Source organism: Pantoea sp. LS15 (assembly GCF_012241585.1).
GTDB lineage: Bacteria > Pseudomonadota > Gammaproteobacteria > Enterobacterales > Enterobacteriaceae > Enterobacter.
Window position 1 is genome coordinate 140,893 of the sequence record NZ_JAAVXA010000001.1, and the last position, 16,129, is coordinate 157,021.

Consider the following 16,129-nt stretch of genomic DNA (forward strand, 5'->3'; position numbering starts at 1 on the left):
TGTGAATGGCAGGTGAAGGAGGCATTAATCATACAAATAAATATTAAAGACAAAAAAACCCGCCGCAGCGGGTTTTTTGGCCGTGCTCGATTAGTGTTCGAACATAGCTGAGATGGATTCTTCGTTGCTGATACGACGAATCGCTTCGGCCAGCATCCCGGACAGGGTCAAAGTACGCACGTTTGGCAGCGCTTTGATTTCGTCACTCAGTGGGATGGTATCGCACACCACAACTTCGTCAATAACGGAGTTACGGAGGTTGTTTACCGCGTTACCGGAGAAGATCGGGTGAGTTGCGTAAGCGAATACGCGCTTGGCACCACGTTCTTTCAGTGCTTCAGCAGCTTTACACAGCGTACCGCCGGTATCGATCATGTCGTCAACCAGCACGCAGTCACGGCCAGCTACGTCACCGATGATATGCATCACCTGAGAAACGTTAGCGCGCGGACGACGTTTGTCGATGATCGCCATATCGGTATCGTTCAGCAGCTTCGCGATAGCACGAGCACGTACCACGCCGCCGATGTCCGGAGAAACCACAATTGGGTTGTCCAGGTTCAGCTGCAGCATGTCTTCCAGCAGAATTGGGCTGCCGAATACGTTATCAACCGGGACGTCGAAGAAGCCCTGGATCTGCTCTGCGTGCAGGTCAACGGTCAGTACGCGGTCAACGCCGACGCTGGACAGGAAGTCAGCAACAACTTTGGCGGTGATAGGTACACGTGCAGAACGAACACGACGGTCCTGACGGGCATAGCCGAAGTAAGGGATTACAGCAGTGATACGGCCTGCTGAAGCGCGGCGCAGAGCGTCGACCATAACAACCAGTTCCATCAGGTTGTCATTTGTTGGAGCACAGGTGGACTGGATGATGAAAATATCACCACCGCGTACATTTTCGTTAATTTGTACGCTGACTTCGCCGTCGCTAAAGCGACCTACGGCGGCGTCGCCGAGGGAAGTGTACAGGCGGTTGGCAATACGTTGTGCTAGTTCCGGGGTGGCGTTACCAGCAAAAAGCTTCATATCAGGCACGAGAAGAACCTCAGGCATGCGTCCAGTGGTGGATAGCGTTCGCCGCAAACTGTGCGGGCCAGGCGAATACTACCCAGGCGGTGTATTAAAGAGCGCGATGCAACGTCTGGAACAGGGTGACGTTGTCACCGAAACTCAGTCTGCGCCAGAATGGCCTGCTGTAGGGGAGACGTGTTCATCCCACGCGCTACAAAACCATGCAGCCAAACCGGCGCTTGCTCAAGCACCTGACGAGCGGCGGATTCGGTGTCAAATTCAGCAAAGACACAGGCCCCTGTACCAGTCAGGCGCGACGGCGCGTATTCTAACAGCCAGGAAAGCACCGCATCAACCTCGCGAAAACGTTTTCTTGCGATATCCTCGCAATCGTTGCTGAATTCACAATTTAATAACGTTTCTATTGACCGAACCGGAGTATCTCTTTTCAGGTCAGGATCTTTAAAGATGACCGGGGTCGGAATGCTCACGCCGGGGTGGGCAACGAGATACCATTTTTCTGGCGGCTCGACCGGAGTGAGGATCTCACCTACACCTTCGGCAAATGCTGCATGACCACGAATAAACACCGGTACATCCGCGCCCAGGGTCAATCCTAAGGCTGCCAGTTCGTCCGTTGACAGCCCACAACCCCAGAGATGGTTCAGAGCAACCAGCACGGTGGCGGCATTGGATGAGCCTCCACCGAGACCGCCACCCATTGGCAGACGTTTCTCAATGCGGATATCTGCGCCGCTTCCTGCCGGTAGTCGTCCGGAATCAGCAGCCGCTTTCATCAGCAAACGCGCCGCGCGAACAATCAGGTTGTCCTCATGCGCCACACCTTCGACAGGCGTCAGCAGGCAAACCTGTCCGTCCTGACGCAGCTCAATCGAGATCGTGTCACCATAATCAACAAACTGAAATAGCGTCTGCAGGGTGTGATAGCCATCAGCACGCTGGCCGGTAATGTATAAAAACAGGTTCAGTTTTGCCGGAGAGGGCCAGTGGGTCATCATTTAACGATCCAGTTGTCCATTTTCAGCTTGATACGTTGGCTGCCCTGAGTCAGTTCCATATTCGATGGCAGCGAAGGTTTACTGTTGCTGTCATAGGCGTTGTACACCACTTTCCAGGTTTTGCCGTTCTGCGCGTAGTTCACCTGGCTCAGACGGTACTGATCGTCAAGCTGGTAGTCGGTGGCATCCCCCGGCAGGCCAAGGATCCACTGACGCAGGCTATTGAGCGGGATAGGCATCCCCGTCAGCTTACCAATCATCTCTTCGGCATCGGTCGCGGTGTAGTGCTGGCCTTTGTTATCGGTGATCTGGGCTTCACCTGGTTTCGCGATAAGCTCCAGTTCGGTGCTGCCCAGCGGGTTCAGCAGCAGCAGACGGTAGTTGTCCTGACCTGTTTGCTGCCAGAAGAAACGTGCATAAACCTTTTGTTCGTCAGAGAGATACGCGAAAGCGCCACGAGTCTGGTACTGGCTCAAATTACGAACGTCCTGCTGGTGTTGACGCCACTGCGGAGAGTCAGGGCTTTTGCCTGGGCCTTTTGGTTGGGTGACAGTACAGGCGGTCAGAACCAGTGCGGCCAGCGGCAGCAGGCGAATCAGTCGGGTCATAATGAGGACAAATCCTTGAGATACGTTGCAGTTATAACTGTTAATGCTAGCGTTGAAGGGCCCCACCGTCTACGTTCAAATTATCTCAAAGCGCGATGTAACCTATTACTCCGAAAGGGTGCAGTCTCTTTTATTGATCTCGCGCATCCTGTATGATGCGTTCTGCTAACCTTATTAACGCTGGTACTACTCCCGCTCAACATGACCTTATTAGCACTCGGCATTAACCACAAAACAGCCCCGGTTTCGCTGCGAGAACGCGTCACGTTTTCGCCAGACACGCTTGACCTGGCGCTGGACAGCTTGCTTGCACAACCTATGGTGCAGGGTGGCGTGGTGCTCTCGACGTGCAACCGTACCGAGCTTTATTTGAGTGTGGAAGAGCAGGATAACCTGCACGAGGCGCTGATCCGCTGGTTATGCGACTACCACAATCTCAACGAAGACGAACTGCGCAATAGCCTTTACTGGCATCAGGACAATGATGCCGTCAGCCATCTGATGCGCGTGGCCAGCGGGCTGGATTCGCTGGTTCTCGGCGAGCCGCAAATTCTGGGGCAGGTGAAAAAAGCGTTTGCAGATTCGCAGAAAGGGCATCTGAAGGCCAGTGAACTGGAACGTATGTTCCAGAAGTCATTCTCTGTGGCTAAGCGTGTGCGAACCGAAACCGACATTGGTGCCAGTGCGGTTTCTGTTGCTTTCGCGGCCTGCACCCTTGCACGCCAAATCTTTGAATCCCTGTCGACCGTTACCGTGATGCTGGTGGGTGCGGGCGAAACCATCGAACTTGTCGCGCGCCATCTGCGCGAACATAAAGTGAAAAAGATGATTATCGCCAACCGTACCCGCGAACGTGCTCAGGTGCTGGCGGACGAAGTGGGCGCAGAGGTGGTGGCGTTAAGCGACATTGATGAACGCCTGAAAGAGGCGGACATTATTATCAGCTCTACCGCCAGCCCACTGCCGATCATCGGTAAAGGGATGGTGGAGCGTGCGCTGAAATCCCGTCGTAATCAGCCGATGCTGCTAGTGGATATCGCCGTCCCGCGCGATGTTGAGCCAGAAGTCGGTAAACTGGCTAACGCCTATCTTTACAGCGTGGATGACCTGCAAAGTATAATTTCGCACAACCTTGCCCAGCGTAAAGCGGCGGCAGTGCAGGCGGAAACCATTGTTGAGCAGGAAACCAGTGAGTTTATGGCCTGGCTGCGCGCGCAAAGCGTCAGCGAGACCATCCGCGAGTACCGCGGGCAGGCGGAGCAGGTGCGTGATGACCTGACAGCCAAAGCGTTAGCGGCCCTGGAACAGGGTGGCGACGCACACGCTATTATGCAGGATCTGGCATGGAAACTGACCAATCGCTTGATCCATGCCCCAACCAAATCTCTTCAGCAGGCTGCCCGTGACGGGGATGATGAACGCCTGACTATTCTGCGCAACAGCCTCGGGCTGGAATAGCGCCCTATACCCATTTTCTAAGACAAGGTGCACTTACGCCTATGAAGCCTTCTATCGTCGCTAAACTGGAAGCTCTGCACGAGCGCCATGAGGAAGTACAGGCGCTGCTCGGTGATGCCGGGACCATTGCGGACCAGGAACGTTTTCGCGCGCTCTCCCGTGAATACGCGCAGTTAAGTGATGTTTCTAAATGCTTTACTGACTGGCGACAGGTTCAGGAAGATATCGAAACTGCGCAGATGATGCTTGATGACCCTGAAATGCGCGAAATGGCGCAGGAAGAGTTGCAGGATGCGAAAGCGCGTTCAGAAGAGATGGAACAGCAGCTTCAGGTGCTGCTGCTGCCGAAAGATCCGGACGATGAACGTAACGCGTTTGTGGAAGTCCGCGCCGGTACTGGCGGTGATGAAGCGGCCCTGTTTGCCGGGGATCTGTTCCGCATGTACAGCCGCTACGCTGAATCGCGCCGCTGGCGTGTGGAGATCATGAGCGCCAACGAAGGTGAGCATGGTGGCTTTAAAGAAGTGATCGCGAAGATCAGCGGCGACGGTGTATATGGCCGTCTCAAGTTTGAATCTGGCGGTCATCGTGTACAGCGCGTACCTGCCACCGAATCGCAGGGGCGTATTCATACGTCAGCCTGTACCGTTGCGGTCATGCCGGAACTGCCGGAAGCGGAACTGCCGGACATCAACCCGGCCGATCTGCGTATCGACACCTTCCGTTCCTCCGGAGCGGGTGGTCAGCACGTTAACACCACCGATTCCGCTATTCGTATTACCCACCTGCCAACCGGTATTGTTGTCGAATGTCAGGACGAACGTTCGCAGCATAAAAACAAAGCCAAAGCGCTTTCTGTGCTCGGTGCACGTATCCACGCGGCAGAAATGGCAAAACGCCAGCAGGCAGAAGCGTCTACCCGCCGTAATCTGCTGGGCAGCGGAGACCGCAGCGACCGTAACCGCACCTACAACTTCCCGCAGGGGCGCGTGACCGACCATCGCATCAACGTGACGCTTTACCGTCTGGACGAAGTGATGGAAGGTAAACTGGATATGCTGATTGAGCCTATTGTGCAGGAATACCAGGCCGATCAACTGGCGGCGCTGTCCGAGCAGGAATAATGGATTTCCAGAGCTGGTTACGCCAGGCCGTCGGTGAGCTTGCAGAAAGTGAGAGTCCTAAACGCGACGCCGAAATCTTGCTTGAGCATGTGACGGGGAAACCGCGCACTTATCTGCTGGCTTTCGGGGAAACACAGCTGGCTTCTGAGCAGGAAGCGCAACTCGCCATACTGCTTGCCCGTCGCAAGACTGGTGAGCCGGTGGCACATCTGGTTGGAGAGCGTGAATTCTGGTCGTTACCTTTGTACGTCTCGGCTGCGACTCTGATCCCACGCCCGGACACCGAGTGTCTGGTAGAGCAGGCGCTGGCGCGTTTACCGGCTAGCGCCAGTCGAATCCTTGATCTTGGCACTGGCACGGGCGCTATTGCACTGGCGCTTGCCAGTGAACGCCCGGACTGTGATGTGACGGCAGTGGATGTGATGCCAGACGCGGTAGCGCTGGCACAGCGTAACGTGAACCGGCTCGGCCTGAATAACGTCACCGTATTGCACAGCAGCTGGTTTAGCGCGCTGGAAAATCACACGTTTGGGATGATTGTCAGCAACCCACCTTACATTGACGAACATGATCCGCATCTTGCGCAGGGAGATGTCCGTTTCGAACCGCTGACGGCCCTGGTCGCGGCTAACGAGGGACTGGCCGATCTTGATCACATTGTGACAACGTCACGGCAACATTTAGTTCGCGGCGGCTGGCTGCTGGTGGAGCACGGCTGGACGCAGGGAGAAGCCGTGCGGGCGCTGTTTACGCAAGCAGGCTACACCGCAGTGGAAACCTGCCGCGACTACGGCGGCAACGAACGTCTGACGCTGGGGCAGTGGTGATGAGCCTGTTTACTGTGCTTATTTCTGCTCACCTGATTTCCGTTGCGCTGACCATCGGTTTTTTTATCGTGCGCTACTGGTGGCGTTACAGCAACAATCCGCTGATAGATGCCCGCTGGGTGCGTGTCGCACCGCACTGTATCGATACGGTACTGTTCCTGACTGGCGCCGGACTCATGTGGAAGACCGGCTATCTGCCATTTACTGATAAAGGCGCATGGCTGACTGAAAAGCTGTTTGGCGTTATCATCTATATCGTTTTGGGTTTTATCGCGCTTGGGCGTCGTCGTCCGCGCAGCCAGCAGGTGGGATTTATTGCCTTTCTGCTGGGTCTGGTGGTGCTGTACATCATCATTAAACTCGCCACCACAAGAATACCGTTACTGGGGTAAGTCATGAAGTCCTTAGCCGATTTCGAATTTAATAAAGTGCCGCTTTGCGATGGCATGATCCTGATTTCGGAGATGATCCGTGACGATTTTACGTCGCAGTATGTCTACGATGAGCTGGAGAATCTGGTCAGCCTGGCGCGTGAAGAGATCAATCAGGCACGCCCGCAAGACTGGCAATTAGAAAAGTTGATCGAGCTTTTCTACGGCGAGTGGGGTTTCTGCGACACGCGTGGCGTGTATCGCCTGTCTGACGCATTATGGCTGGACCAGGTCTTAAAGAATCGTCAGGGCAGCGCCGTTGCGCTGGGCTCTATTTTGCTGTGGGTCGCACACCGTCTGGATATTCCACTGGTGCCGGTCATTTTCCCGACGCAGATGATACTGCGTGCCGAGTGGCTGGATGGTGAGATGTGGCTCATTAATCCATTTAATGGCGACACGCTGGATGAACATACGCTGGACGTCTGGCTGAAAGGCAATATCAGCCCGGTGGCCGAGCTCTTTAACGAAGATCTCGACGAGGCGGATAACTCAGAAGTGATCCGCAAGCTGCTGGATACGCTGAAATCAGCGCTGATGGAAGAGCGACAGATGGAACTGGCTTTGCGTGCCAGTGAAGTGCTGCTGCAGTTTAATCCGGAAGATCCGTATGAAATTCGCGACCGCGGGCTTATATATGCTCAGCTCGATTGCGAACACGTCGCACTGAATGATTTGAGTTATTTCGTGGAACAATGTCCGGAAGATCCGATTAGCGAAATGATTCGCGCGCAGATCAATGCGATCTCGCACAAACAAATTACACTGCATTAATCTTAATTCCGATTCACACCTGAATAAGGCGATCCTATGAAACAAAAAGTGGTTAGCATTGGTGATATCAACGTGGCAAACGACCTGCCGTTCGTGCTGTTTGGCGGTATGAACGTGCTGGAATCCCGCGATCTCGCTATGCGTATCTGCGAACACTACGTGACTGTGACCCAGAAACTGGGTATCCCGTACGTGTTTAAAGCCTCTTTTGATAAAGCCAACCGCTCCTCCATCAACTCTTACCGTGGCCCGGGCCTGGAAGAGGGAATGAAAATTTTCCAGGAGCTGAAACAGACCTTTGGCGTGAAAGTGATCACCGACGTGCATGAAGCCTCTCAGGCGCAGCCTGTGGCAGACGTGGTAGATGTTATCCAGTTGCCGGCATTCCTGGCTCGCCAGACCGACCTGGTTGCCGCGATGGCGAAAACCGGTGCGGTTATCAACGTGAAAAAACCACAGTTCGTCAGCCCGGGTCAGATGGGTAACATCGTCGATAAGTTTATTGAAGGTGGCAACGACAAAGTTATTCTGTGCGACCGTGGTTCAAACTTCGGTTACGACAACCTCGTTGTGGATATGCTGGGCTTCAGCGTGATGAAGAACGTCTCTAATCAGTCTCCGGTGATCTTCGACGTGACGCACGCACTGCAGTGCCGTGATCCGTTTGGTGCAGCGTCTGGCGGCCGCCGTGCCCAGGTTACCGAGCTGGCGCGCGCCGGTATGGCAACCGGCCTGGCAGGTCTGTTTATCGAAGCGCACCCGGATCCGGCTAACGCAAAATGCGATGGTCCATCCGCGCTGCCGCTGGATAAACTGGAGCCGTTCCTGAAACAGATCAAAGCGATTGACGATCTGGTGAAGAGCTTCGAAGAGCTGGATACCAGCAACTAATAAAAAAACCCGCTTCGGCGGGTTTTTTATGGGGCATGGTAAAAAGACTACGCAAAAATCGTCATCAAATAGGCGACAAACAGTGCCATATGCGCCGCACCGTTTAACACATTGGTGCGTCCGGTCGAGAACGAAATCTGACACAATAACAGTGATGCCACCATCACGATCATCTCTGGCGCACCCAGCGCAAACTGCAGCTCGTTACCCGTCATAAACGCAATCAACGTCACCACCGGAACGGTAAGTGAAATGGTGGCCAGCACGGAGCCGAAGAACAGGTTCATCGCACGCTGTACCTGATTATTCAGTACCGCTTTCAACGCGCCCAGCCCTTCAGGGGACAGAATCAACAGCGCTACCAGGAAGCCGGTAAATGCCACCGGTGCGTTCAACTCGGTTAACAGTGTCTCCAGCGGATTGGCGTTCATCTTGGTGACCGCGATAACCGCAATCAGATGCACGATCAGCCAAACCGTGTGCCACGCGCTGCTGTGGGCCGACGGTTTACCGTGATGCGGGTCGTCATCGTCGCTGTCGTCTTCATGCTCATACACAAACAGACTCTGGTGCGTTTTGGTCTGAATCAGCAGGAATACGCCGTACATGGCCGCAGAAATCAGCGCAACCAACAATGCCTGACCGGTGGAGAAGTTCGCGCCCGGCAGCGCCATCGGGAACACCAGCACGATAATCGCCAGCGGGAAGAGGGCAATCAGATACTGTTTAATGCCGAACAGGTTCATATACTGGGTCGCGAATTTACGGCCACCCAGTAACAGCGAGAAGCCCACCAGGCCGCCCGTCACAATCATAATGATTGAGTAGAGCGTATCGCGCATCAGCGTCGGTGCGGCATCACCGGTCGCCATCAGCGCAGAGATCAGGCTAACTTCGAGAATAACAACAGAAAGACTAAGAATTAACGAACCGTACGGCTCACCCAGACGATGGGCCAATACGTCCGCATGGCGAACGACGCTAAAGGCGCTGGTTAAAATACCAACCAGAGCAAGAATATTGATACCGACCACCACTGGCAGTGACTGGCTACTTCCCCAGAAGAGCAGCACAGCCAGTGCCAGAACCGGGAAAATGAGTGACGTCTCCTTGTGGCGGGTTTTTACCGCCTCGTGTGTTGCTGTCATGTGCTTCTCCATCAATGCAGGTGCTTGTAATTATAGATAGATTTTTGAGGCCATTAAATTAACAGATATCTGTTAAATACCCTTTATTTTTTACTTATTTTTACCCTTTTCGCTAACTTTTCACTTTACTGCATATAATATGCAGTCTTCATTAAATATATTATAAATATCATTGCATTATGAATGTAATTTCTTCAGGAATTTTTACCGGCTGGCACCATGACATATCATCGTCCACACTTATCTCTTTAACCAAAAGAGAGGTTAGCGATGCCCTATAAAACGAAACGCGAATTACCTGATAACGTACAAAACGTGCTGCCCGCGCATGCGCAGGATATCTACAAAGAAGCGTTTAATAGCGCCTGGGAACAATACAAAGATAAAGAAGATCGCCGGGATGATGCGAGCCGTGAAGAGACGGCGCACAAAGTCGCCTGGGCCGCAGTAAAACATGAATATGAGAAAGGAGACGACGATAAATGGCATAAAAAGAAATAGCCGTGAAATTATTCGCTGCCTTCATTTTGACTTTTCAGGCGGTTGAACTTCCGTTGTATTGCAACTGGTCCGCTAATTGCTTATCGTTATTTGACTGCTGGCAAAATGACCAGCAAATAATGCCGGGAAGGCGAATTACAGATGTCGCAAGGAAGCATGCAGTGGCGGAGGTGTAAAGTGTTAACGCGTGATTTCTTAATGAAGGCAGATTGTAAGACGGCATTTGGTGCTATTGAGGAATCGCTTCTCTGGTCGGCTGAACAACGTGCGGCATCACTCGCTGCCACGCTTGCCTGCCGCCCGGATGATGGCCCGGTATGGATTTTTGGCTACGGCTCTCTGATGTGGAACCCGGCTCTGGAATTTGTCGAATCGGCAACGGGAACGCTGCCGGGCTGGCACCGCGCATTTTGCCTGCGTCTGACGGCCGGGCGTGGCAGTGCGTGTCAACCTGGGCGCATGCTTGCACTGAAAGAGGGCGGACGCACCACGGGTGTGGCATATCGCCTCCCGGATGCCACGCTGGAAGAGGAGCTCACGCTGCTCTGGAAGCGCGAGATGATCACTGGCTGCTATATGCCAAGCTGGTGCAAACTGGAACTCGATGACGGACGCACCGTCAATGCGCTGGTCTTTATTATGGATCCTCGCCATCCGCTGTATGAAGCGGACACCCGTACGCAGGTTATTGCCCCGCTGATTGCTGCCGCCAGTGGCCCGCTGGGTACTAACGCGCAGTATCTTTTCTCTCTCGATGACGAGCTGACCCGCCTCGGTATGAAGGACGACTGTCTGAACGAACTGGTGGTGAAGGTGAAGGCGCTACTGGAAGGGAACCCGCTCAACAGCTCGCTGCGACCGGGTTTTGCCTGATAATACGCCCGGCTCGCCGGGCGTTTAATGTTATGCTGCTACGTAGCTGACAGAATGCTCCAGTGACTGACTGTGGCTGTCAATCAGAACATCCCATGTGCCAGTATAAGGTACCGTAAGCCAGGCTTTATCATCCTGCACGGTCAGAATATCTGCCTGCGATTGTTTTTGTGCTTTCGAACTCATCAGATGAATACGGCAGCGCTCTGAGCAACGAACCACTACCGTATCCCCGCCAAACAGTTTCAAACTTGTTTTTACCAGTGCCATTTTTTACCCCGTAGTCTTAAACAACGCTCTCCCTGCAGCCATATCCGAGCGTGATGTTGTTCACAATTCACTCATTGCATAACACCAAAGGGGAGGGGTCGGGATGCTGATTTTGATCAAAAAATGGCATAACGATTAAACAAAAATGACAAAATCCCTAAAAATTTCAGCTGGCGCGCGTTTTACCCGCTAAACGCGCGCCGGAAGAAAATTAAATGCGGAAATGTCCGGCGGTTTCAGCAAGGTCACCCGCCTGGCTCTGCAGGGCACCCGCAGCAGCGGCGGATTGCACGACCAGCTCGGCGTTCTGCTGCACCATCCTGTCGAGATGGGTCACCGCATGGTTGATCTCATGGATACCTTTCATCTGCTCGCTGGTGGCGATGGAGATTTCACGCATGATGCCCGAGACGCTGCTGATGCTGGAACGGATCTCATTCATGCTTTCCCCTGCCAGATGCACGTAACGGGAGCCCGTTGCCACGCTGTCAGTGGTGGAGTCGATAAGCGATTTGATCTCTTTCGCCGCCTGGGCGCTACGACTGGCCAGGTTACGTACTTCGCCTGCCACCACGGCAAACCCACGGCCTTGTTCCCCGGCTCGTGCTGCTTCCACCGAAGCGTTCAACGCCAGAATATTGGTCTGGAAGGCAATGCCGTCAATCACGCTGGTGATATCGCCAATTTTTGCGGAAGCCACTTCGATGGACTGCATGGTACTGATTGCCTGAGATACCACCTCTCCACCACGTGCCGCTGCCGCTGAGGCTTTGCTCGCCTGGTCGTTCGCTTCTGCGGCAGACTCATTCGATTGGGTCACGGATGCGGTGATCTGCTCCACGGCACTGGCGGTCTCGCGCAGGCTGGACGCCGCCTGCTCGGTGCGTCCGGAAAGATCCTGGTTACCTGCCGCAATTTCCTGCGCGGCATTTTTCACCGATGCGCTGGCATCACGGAGCTGTACCATGACCACTGAGAGTTTATCGCTGAAGGCGTTAAACGCCTGGGCAATCTGCGCGACTTCGTCTTCACCATTATCTGGCAGGCGCTGCGACAGATCGTTGGTCCCGTTGGCAATGTTGTGCATCGCGTCGCGGATGTCGGACAGTCGCTTCAGCAGACGGGCAATCAGGAAGTGAACAATAGCGGCACTCAGCAGAGCCAGGATCACCAGCGAGATAGCCGACGCTTTAAGCAGGGAACGCATGCCGGATGTCGCATCACCATTGTCGAGGGCGACGACTAACATCCAGTTAGTGCCTGGCACGGCCGTCGCAACAAAGGTTTTTTCTTTGTCATCGAACGTACCGTCAACCGGATTACCGCTTTTAAGCGCCGCAAAGTCGATGCCCTTGATCGTCTCGGCAAACGGTTTAAGCGTCAGAGCCGGATCATTGGCGGCAATCACGGTGCCATCACTGGTCAGGAGTAATCCACTACTTGCCGGAGTCGGATGGATCCCGCGCACGTTAGCGACCACGCTATCCATGGCGACATCGCCTGCCACGACGGCTTTCAGGGTGCCATTTTCTTTTACCGGCACGGCAAACGTCACCACCAGTTTCCCGGTACCGGCATCAACGTAAGGTGCGGTGACGACCGGGGCGTCCTGGCTTACCACCTGCTGATACCAGGGGCGAATAGTCGGGTCATAATCCGCGGGGACGCCCGCAGGTTCAGAGAATTTAGCTGTTTTGCTGGCATAGCCAACATAGACGTTAGTGAATCCCCCCGCCTGCGCCAGTTGTTTGAAAACCGGAACCGGATCCTCACTCAGCGCCACGGTTTGAGCGGAAGCAATCACCGTCATTTTGCTTTTTACCCAGTCGGCAATCGCCATGTTATGGCTGGCGCTGGTACTGGTCAGGATATCGCGTTGTGACTGCTGGTTATCCTGACGTGTGACCTGGAAGTTAATAACGGTATTAAGGAGAAGGGCGACGACCAGACAGCCTGCCGTCGCGACGATGATGCGTGCACGAATGGATCTGAACATAAGTGGAATACCTGCTGTGTTGTTTCCATGCCTATCGGCAATCTCGCAGGTAAACTTGATGCTGAAACCGCGTCCATAAGAAAATAATATTTTTACGGATTTATTATCAAAAAGTTAATACTTTATCAGCGCGTAGAGTCCATTCGGCCAGTTCAACCAGCGTACCAATTTCTACACCATCAATTAGCGCCAGCCCGGTAATGCCACGCCCGTCGGTGCAGGTCTTGCACAGTTTGACCGGAACATTTTGCGCGGTGAGGATCTCCAGCATTTGCTGGATGTTGTAGCCTTCTGCGGGTTTCTGCCCCTTTAGCCCGGCAGTGACCGCGTCCGACATTAAAAAGAGCCGTAACTCCAGTTCGCTCTCTTTATCGCGGAGTGCAATAGCCAGACGCAGGCTGTTAAAAAGGGATTCGCTGCCGTAAGCCGCACCGTTAGCGATGATGACTATCTTCTGCATGTTGACTCCTGTTCTTATAAAGGCACGAATATTGCTTAGATTCCCGAGGTTTGTTGTCCGGGAGAGTAAGCATGACATTAATGGCTGGCAGTTCGCCAGGTGCAACCGAATGGCTCCAGCGCGCACGAGCGATGCGCCGGGAGCAGCTCAGCAAGCTGGCACAGTTGGGGGTGCTGGTGCATGGTATTAGCCACCTGGTGCACATGCTCCAGTGCGAGCGCGGGGCATCCAATGTCTGGCTCTGCTCACAGGGTAAGCTCTACGCGCCAGAATGCAAAGCCAGCCGGGCGCTGGTGGATGAATACCTTGCGGCACTTTATGGCATTCTTGAAAAACAATCTCCGATCCCGGGAAGTGCCGTCTGCGAACGTATCGGTGGGGCACTGCGAAGTCTGGATACGCTTTCCGTCCTGCGTGATGCTGTTATCCAGCAAACCATTACGGCACCGCAGGCGATGGAACATTACTGCCGCATGCTTCGCCATCTGCTCAGTATCGTGCCGCAACTTAATGACAGCATTGACGATCCGCAAATCGCAGGCCGTTTTGTTGCTCTTTATAGCCTGATGCAGGGCAAAGAGCTGGCGGGACAAGAGCGAGCCCTGGGGGCTATTGGCTTTACACAGGGTTTTTTCGATGATGTGACCCGCCAGAGGCTGGTTGACCGTATCGACGGACAACAGGCCTGTTTTGACATTTTTCTCTCACACAGCCACGCAGACGTACAGACAACCTTTTCCCTGAACTGCCAGCCCGATCGCGAAACAGAGCAATTGAGGCGCGTGGCCTGTACCCGCCAGCCTGCTGCAGATGATGGCCATACTGCACTGACCTGGTTTGCCCTGCAAACTGCGCGCCTTGAACATCTTCGCGCGCTGGAGGAGATAATCATCGCTGACCTGGTAGTCGCAGTGGACGAACGTATCCATCATGACGATGACTACGCATTGCCTGCTGATGAGCAGGACGATCTGCTGACACTTTACCCGGATAAACCGCTGCTGACTTTGGTTCGCCAGCAGGCTCGCGAGATAGAACAACTCTCCCGTCAGCTCGCGTCGCTGCGCGATACGCTTGAAGAACGTAAAACTATAGATAAAGCGAAAAGCGTACTGATGAGCCACCAGAATATGAGTGAAGAGCAGGCATGGACGGCGCTGCGCAAAATGGCGATGGACAAGAACCAACGCATGGTGGATATCGCCCGCGCGCTGCTCACGGTGAAGAGTTTGTGGCAGGTAACACCAAAGGAGTAGTTGCACAATCAGTGGGCATTTAATGCCTGATTGAGGTGCGTGAACATGAGGAGATCCCGCTCATCACCGCGAAAATCACGCATTAAAACCTGGCATTCACTTTGCATTATCTGATTAACCATTTTTGACGATGCGCCAACGGCGGTGCATCAGTCTTCGGGATAAAGGCGTCCAACGGTGCTTCGGCACTGTCGGGCGCTTTTTTTTTTGGCTTTTTTTCAGGAGTGGTCATGGCGGATTTGTCGAGACGGCGGTTTTTGCAGGCCAGCATGCTGGCGAGTGGGGCGATGCTGTTACCGGGTGTCATGCAAGGCGCATGGGCGGCGGGTTCGGATAAACCGGAACAGGAAACAGTGCGCATTGGGTTTATCCCGCTGACTGACTGTGCTCCGGTGGTTATCGCGGCCCTGAAAGGCTTTGATAAAAAATACGGCATCACCATTGTCCCCACCAAGGAAGCGAGCTGGGCGGCGGTGCGCGACAAACTGGTCGCGGGAGAACTGGATGCTGCACACATTCTGTATGGCTTGCTGTACGGGCTGGAGTTGGGGATCGCCGGAAAGCCACAGCAAATGGCGAACCTGATGACGCTTAATCAGAACGGACAGGCCATTACGCTTTCCAGCGATCTGGCCGACAAGGGCGTGCGTGACCTCGACGGATTGAAAAAACACATCGGGAAGCAGGCGCCGGGGACGTACACCTTCGCGCACACTTTCCCGACCGGGACCCACGCCATGTGGCTCTACTATTGGCTGGCCAGTGCAGGCATTCATCCGTTCGACGATGTCCGTACCGTGGTCGTACCGCCACCGCAAATGGTGATGAATATGCGCATTGGCAACATGGTCGGCTTTTGCGTCGGTGAGCCGTGGAATGCGCGGGCCATCAACGACCGCATCGGTTTTACCGCCGCAACGTCGCAGTCGATCTGGGCCGATCACCCCGAAAAAATACTCGGCACGCGCCGGGACTGGGTTGAGAAAAACCCCAATACCGCCCGTGCGCTGGTGAGTGCTGTACTGGAGGCTTCTCGCTGGATAGACGCCTCACCGGAAAACAAACGTGAAACCGCGCAGATCCTCTCGCGTCGGGCCTGGCTTAACACCAAAGAGCAGTACCTCACCGGGAGAATGCTCGGCGAATACGACAACGGCATTGGCAAGCGTTGGCAGGATGCCAACCCACTCCGCTTCTTCAATGACGGGGCGGTCAGCTATCCGTACCTGTCAGACGGTATGTGGTTCTTAACCCAGTTCCGCCGTTGGGGATTACTCAAAACCGCACCGGACTACGCGGCCATTGCCGCACGCATTAATCAGACCTCGGTCTGGCAGGACGCCGCCACGGCCGTGGGCGGGATCTCTGCACCATCATCACCTGTTCGCAGCAGCACTCTGATGGACGGCACCGTCTGGAACGGTACCGAGCCGGAAGGTTACGCCAACCGCTTCGCTATTCACCGTAAAGGAGCTTGAT

At 54.3% G+C, this 16,129-nt stretch carries 17 protein-coding genes; 10 read left to right on the plus strand and 7 right to left on the minus strand.

Features of this window, described 5'->3' with window-relative positions:
- Window positions 1–90 precede the first annotated feature (90 nt).
- From prs to lolB, 3 genes are all read right to left on the minus strand, one after another.
- The gene (gene prs, locus HED65_RS00665) at window positions 91–1,038 is read right to left on the minus strand and encodes a ribose-phosphate diphosphokinase (RefSeq protein ID WP_003856663.1); all 948 of its coding nucleotides are present in this window, start codon (window positions 1,036–1,038) and stop codon (window positions 91–93) included.
- Window positions 1,039–1,163: 125 nt separating this feature from the next.
- The gene (gene ispE, locus HED65_RS00670; protein ID WP_114976991.1) at window positions 1,164–2,033 is read right to left on the minus strand and encodes a 4-(cytidine 5'-diphospho)-2-C-methyl-D-erythritol kinase; all 870 of its coding nucleotides are present in this window, start codon (window positions 2,031–2,033) and stop codon (window positions 1,164–1,166) included.
- Entirely contained in the window at window positions 2,030–2,641 is a 612-nt protein-coding gene (gene lolB / locus HED65_RS00675; RefSeq protein WP_114976992.1) for a lipoprotein insertase outer membrane protein LolB, read from the minus strand. Before lolB ends, ispE begins: the two co-directional genes overlap by 4 nt.
- Window positions 2,642–2,842: 201 nt before the next feature.
- Here lolB and hemA point away from each other — a divergent pair, with 201 nt between their 5' ends.
- Genes hemA through kdsA form a run of 6 tightly spaced genes read left to right on the plus strand, consistent with a single transcriptional unit; the run spans window position 2,843 to window position 8,146 of the window.
- Window positions 2,843–4,099, plus strand: coding sequence for a glutamyl-tRNA reductase (gene hemA, locus HED65_RS00680; RefSeq protein WP_028018745.1), 1,257 nt, complete (start codon window positions 2,843–2,845; stop codon window positions 4,097–4,099).
- A 41-nt stretch (window positions 4,100–4,140) separates the two neighbouring features.
- Window positions 4,141–5,223, plus strand: coding sequence for a peptide chain release factor 1 (gene prfA, locus HED65_RS00685; protein ID WP_114976993.1), 1,083 nt, complete (start codon window positions 4,141–4,143; stop codon window positions 5,221–5,223).
- Window positions 5,223–6,050 carry a peptide chain release factor N(5)-glutamine methyltransferase gene (gene prmC, locus HED65_RS00690; RefSeq protein ID WP_114976994.1) on the plus strand — a complete coding sequence of 276 codons (828 nt, stop codon included), beginning with the start codon at window positions 5,223–5,225 and terminating at the stop codon, window positions 6,048–6,050. The genes prfA and prmC overlap by 1 nt, the downstream gene beginning before the upstream one ends.
- Entirely contained in the window at window positions 6,050–6,442 is a 393-nt protein-coding gene (gene sirB2 / locus HED65_RS00695; RefSeq protein ID WP_114976995.1) for an invasion regulator SirB2, read from the plus strand. The genes prmC and sirB2 overlap by 1 nt, the downstream gene beginning before the upstream one ends.
- A 3-nt stretch (window positions 6,443–6,445) precedes the next feature.
- Window positions 6,446–7,255, plus strand: coding sequence for an invasion regulator SirB1 (gene sirB1 / locus HED65_RS00700; protein WP_114976996.1), 810 nt, complete (start codon window positions 6,446–6,448; stop codon window positions 7,253–7,255).
- Window positions 7,256–7,291: 36 nt separating this feature from the next.
- Window positions 7,292–8,146: a 3-deoxy-8-phosphooctulonate synthase gene (gene kdsA, locus HED65_RS00705; protein ID WP_114976997.1), complete on the plus strand. Its 855-nt coding sequence runs from the start codon at window positions 7,292–7,294 to the stop codon at window positions 8,144–8,146.
- Between the two features lie 47 nt (window positions 8,147–8,193).
- Here kdsA and chaA read toward each other — a convergent pair whose 3' ends face one another.
- A complete protein-coding gene (gene chaA / locus HED65_RS00710; protein WP_008499517.1) occupies window positions 8,194–9,294 on the minus strand; it encodes a sodium-potassium/proton antiporter ChaA in 1,101 nt (366 codons plus the stop codon).
- Window positions 9,295–9,564: 270 nt separating this feature from the next.
- Here chaA and chaB point away from each other — a divergent pair, with 270 nt between their 5' ends.
- On the plus strand, window positions 9,565–9,795 hold the full coding sequence (chaB, locus tag HED65_RS00715) for a putative cation transport regulator ChaB (protein WP_114976998.1): 231 nt from the start codon (window positions 9,565–9,567) through the stop codon (window positions 9,793–9,795).
- A 177-nt stretch (window positions 9,796–9,972) separates the two neighbouring features.
- The gene (locus HED65_RS00720) at window positions 9,973–10,668 is read left to right on the plus strand and encodes a gamma-glutamylcyclotransferase (RefSeq protein ID WP_028018752.1); all 696 of its coding nucleotides are present in this window, start codon (window positions 9,973–9,975) and stop codon (window positions 10,666–10,668) included.
- Window positions 10,669–10,698: 30 nt separating this feature from the next.
- Here HED65_RS00720 and HED65_RS00725 read toward each other — a convergent pair whose 3' ends face one another.
- The 3 genes from HED65_RS00725 to HED65_RS00735 form a co-directional block, all read right to left on the minus strand.
- Entirely contained in the window at window positions 10,699–10,938 is a 240-nt protein-coding gene (locus tag HED65_RS00725) for a DUF1883 domain-containing protein (RefSeq protein ID WP_010432930.1), read from the minus strand.
- A gap of 211 nt (window positions 10,939–11,149) precedes the next feature.
- Complete coding sequence (locus HED65_RS00730) at window positions 11,150–12,934, minus strand: methyl-accepting chemotaxis protein (RefSeq protein WP_114976999.1); 1,785 nt, start codon at window positions 12,932–12,934, stop codon at window positions 11,150–11,152.
- A 106-nt stretch (window positions 12,935–13,040) separates the two neighbouring features.
- Window positions 13,041–13,394, minus strand: a complete 354-nt coding sequence (locus tag HED65_RS00735; protein WP_114977000.1) for a DsrE/DsrF/TusD sulfur relay family protein — start codon at window positions 13,392–13,394, stop codon at window positions 13,041–13,043.
- 71 nt (window positions 13,395–13,465) lie between these two features.
- On the opposite strand from HED65_RS00735, the gene nasR reads away from it, so the two are divergent.
- Window positions 13,466–14,650: a nitrate regulatory protein NasR gene (nasR, locus tag HED65_RS00740; protein ID WP_114977001.1), complete on the plus strand. Its 1,185-nt coding sequence runs from the start codon at window positions 13,466–13,468 to the stop codon at window positions 14,648–14,650.
- A 230-nt stretch (window positions 14,651–14,880) separates the two neighbouring features.
- Window positions 14,881–16,128: a CmpA/NrtA family ABC transporter substrate-binding protein gene (locus HED65_RS00745; RefSeq protein ID WP_114977002.1), complete on the plus strand. Its 1,248-nt coding sequence runs from the start codon at window positions 14,881–14,883 to the stop codon at window positions 16,126–16,128.
- Window position 16,129 lies beyond the last annotated feature (1 nt).

Coding starts and splice junctions, on each gene's coding strand:
- kdsA (WP_114976997.1), top strand. CDS start 7,292: ATGAAACAAAAAGTGGTTAGCATTGGTGATATCAACGTGGCAAACGAC.
- chaB (WP_114976998.1), top strand. CDS start 9,565: ATGCCCTATAAAACGAAACGCGAATTACCTGATAACGTACAAAACGTG.
- prmC (WP_114976994.1), top strand. CDS start 5,223: ATGGATTTCCAGAGCTGGTTACGCCAGGCCGTCGGTGAGCTTGCAGAA.
- ispE (WP_114976991.1), bottom strand. CDS start 2,033: ATGATGACCCACTGGCCCTCTCCGGCAAAACTGAACCTGTTTTTATAC.
- sirB1 (WP_114976996.1), top strand. CDS start 6,446: ATGAAGTCCTTAGCCGATTTCGAATTTAATAAAGTGCCGCTTTGCGAT.
- prfA (WP_114976993.1), top strand. CDS start 4,141: ATGAAGCCTTCTATCGTCGCTAAACTGGAAGCTCTGCACGAGCGCCAT.
- sirB2 (WP_114976995.1), top strand. CDS start 6,050: ATGAGCCTGTTTACTGTGCTTATTTCTGCTCACCTGATTTCCGTTGCG.
- HED65_RS00730 (WP_114976999.1), bottom strand. CDS start 12,934: ATGTTCAGATCCATTCGTGCACGCATCATCGTCGCGACGGCAGGCTGT.
- lolB (WP_114976992.1), bottom strand. CDS start 2,641: ATGACCCGACTGATTCGCCTGCTGCCGCTGGCCGCACTGGTTCTGACC.
- hemA (WP_028018745.1), top strand. CDS start 2,843: ATGACCTTATTAGCACTCGGCATTAACCACAAAACAGCCCCGGTTTCG.
- nasR (WP_114977001.1), top strand. CDS start 13,466: ATGACATTAATGGCTGGCAGTTCGCCAGGTGCAACCGAATGGCTCCAG.
- chaA (WP_008499517.1), bottom strand. CDS start 9,294: ATGACAGCAACACACGAGGCGGTAAAAACCCGCCACAAGGAGACGTCA.
- HED65_RS00735 (WP_114977000.1), bottom strand. CDS start 13,394: ATGCAGAAGATAGTCATCATCGCTAACGGTGCGGCTTACGGCAGCGAA.
- HED65_RS00745 (WP_114977002.1), top strand. CDS start 14,881: ATGGCGGATTTGTCGAGACGGCGGTTTTTGCAGGCCAGCATGCTGGCG.
- HED65_RS00725 (WP_010432930.1), bottom strand. CDS start 10,938: ATGGCACTGGTAAAAACAAGTTTGAAACTGTTTGGCGGGGATACGGTA.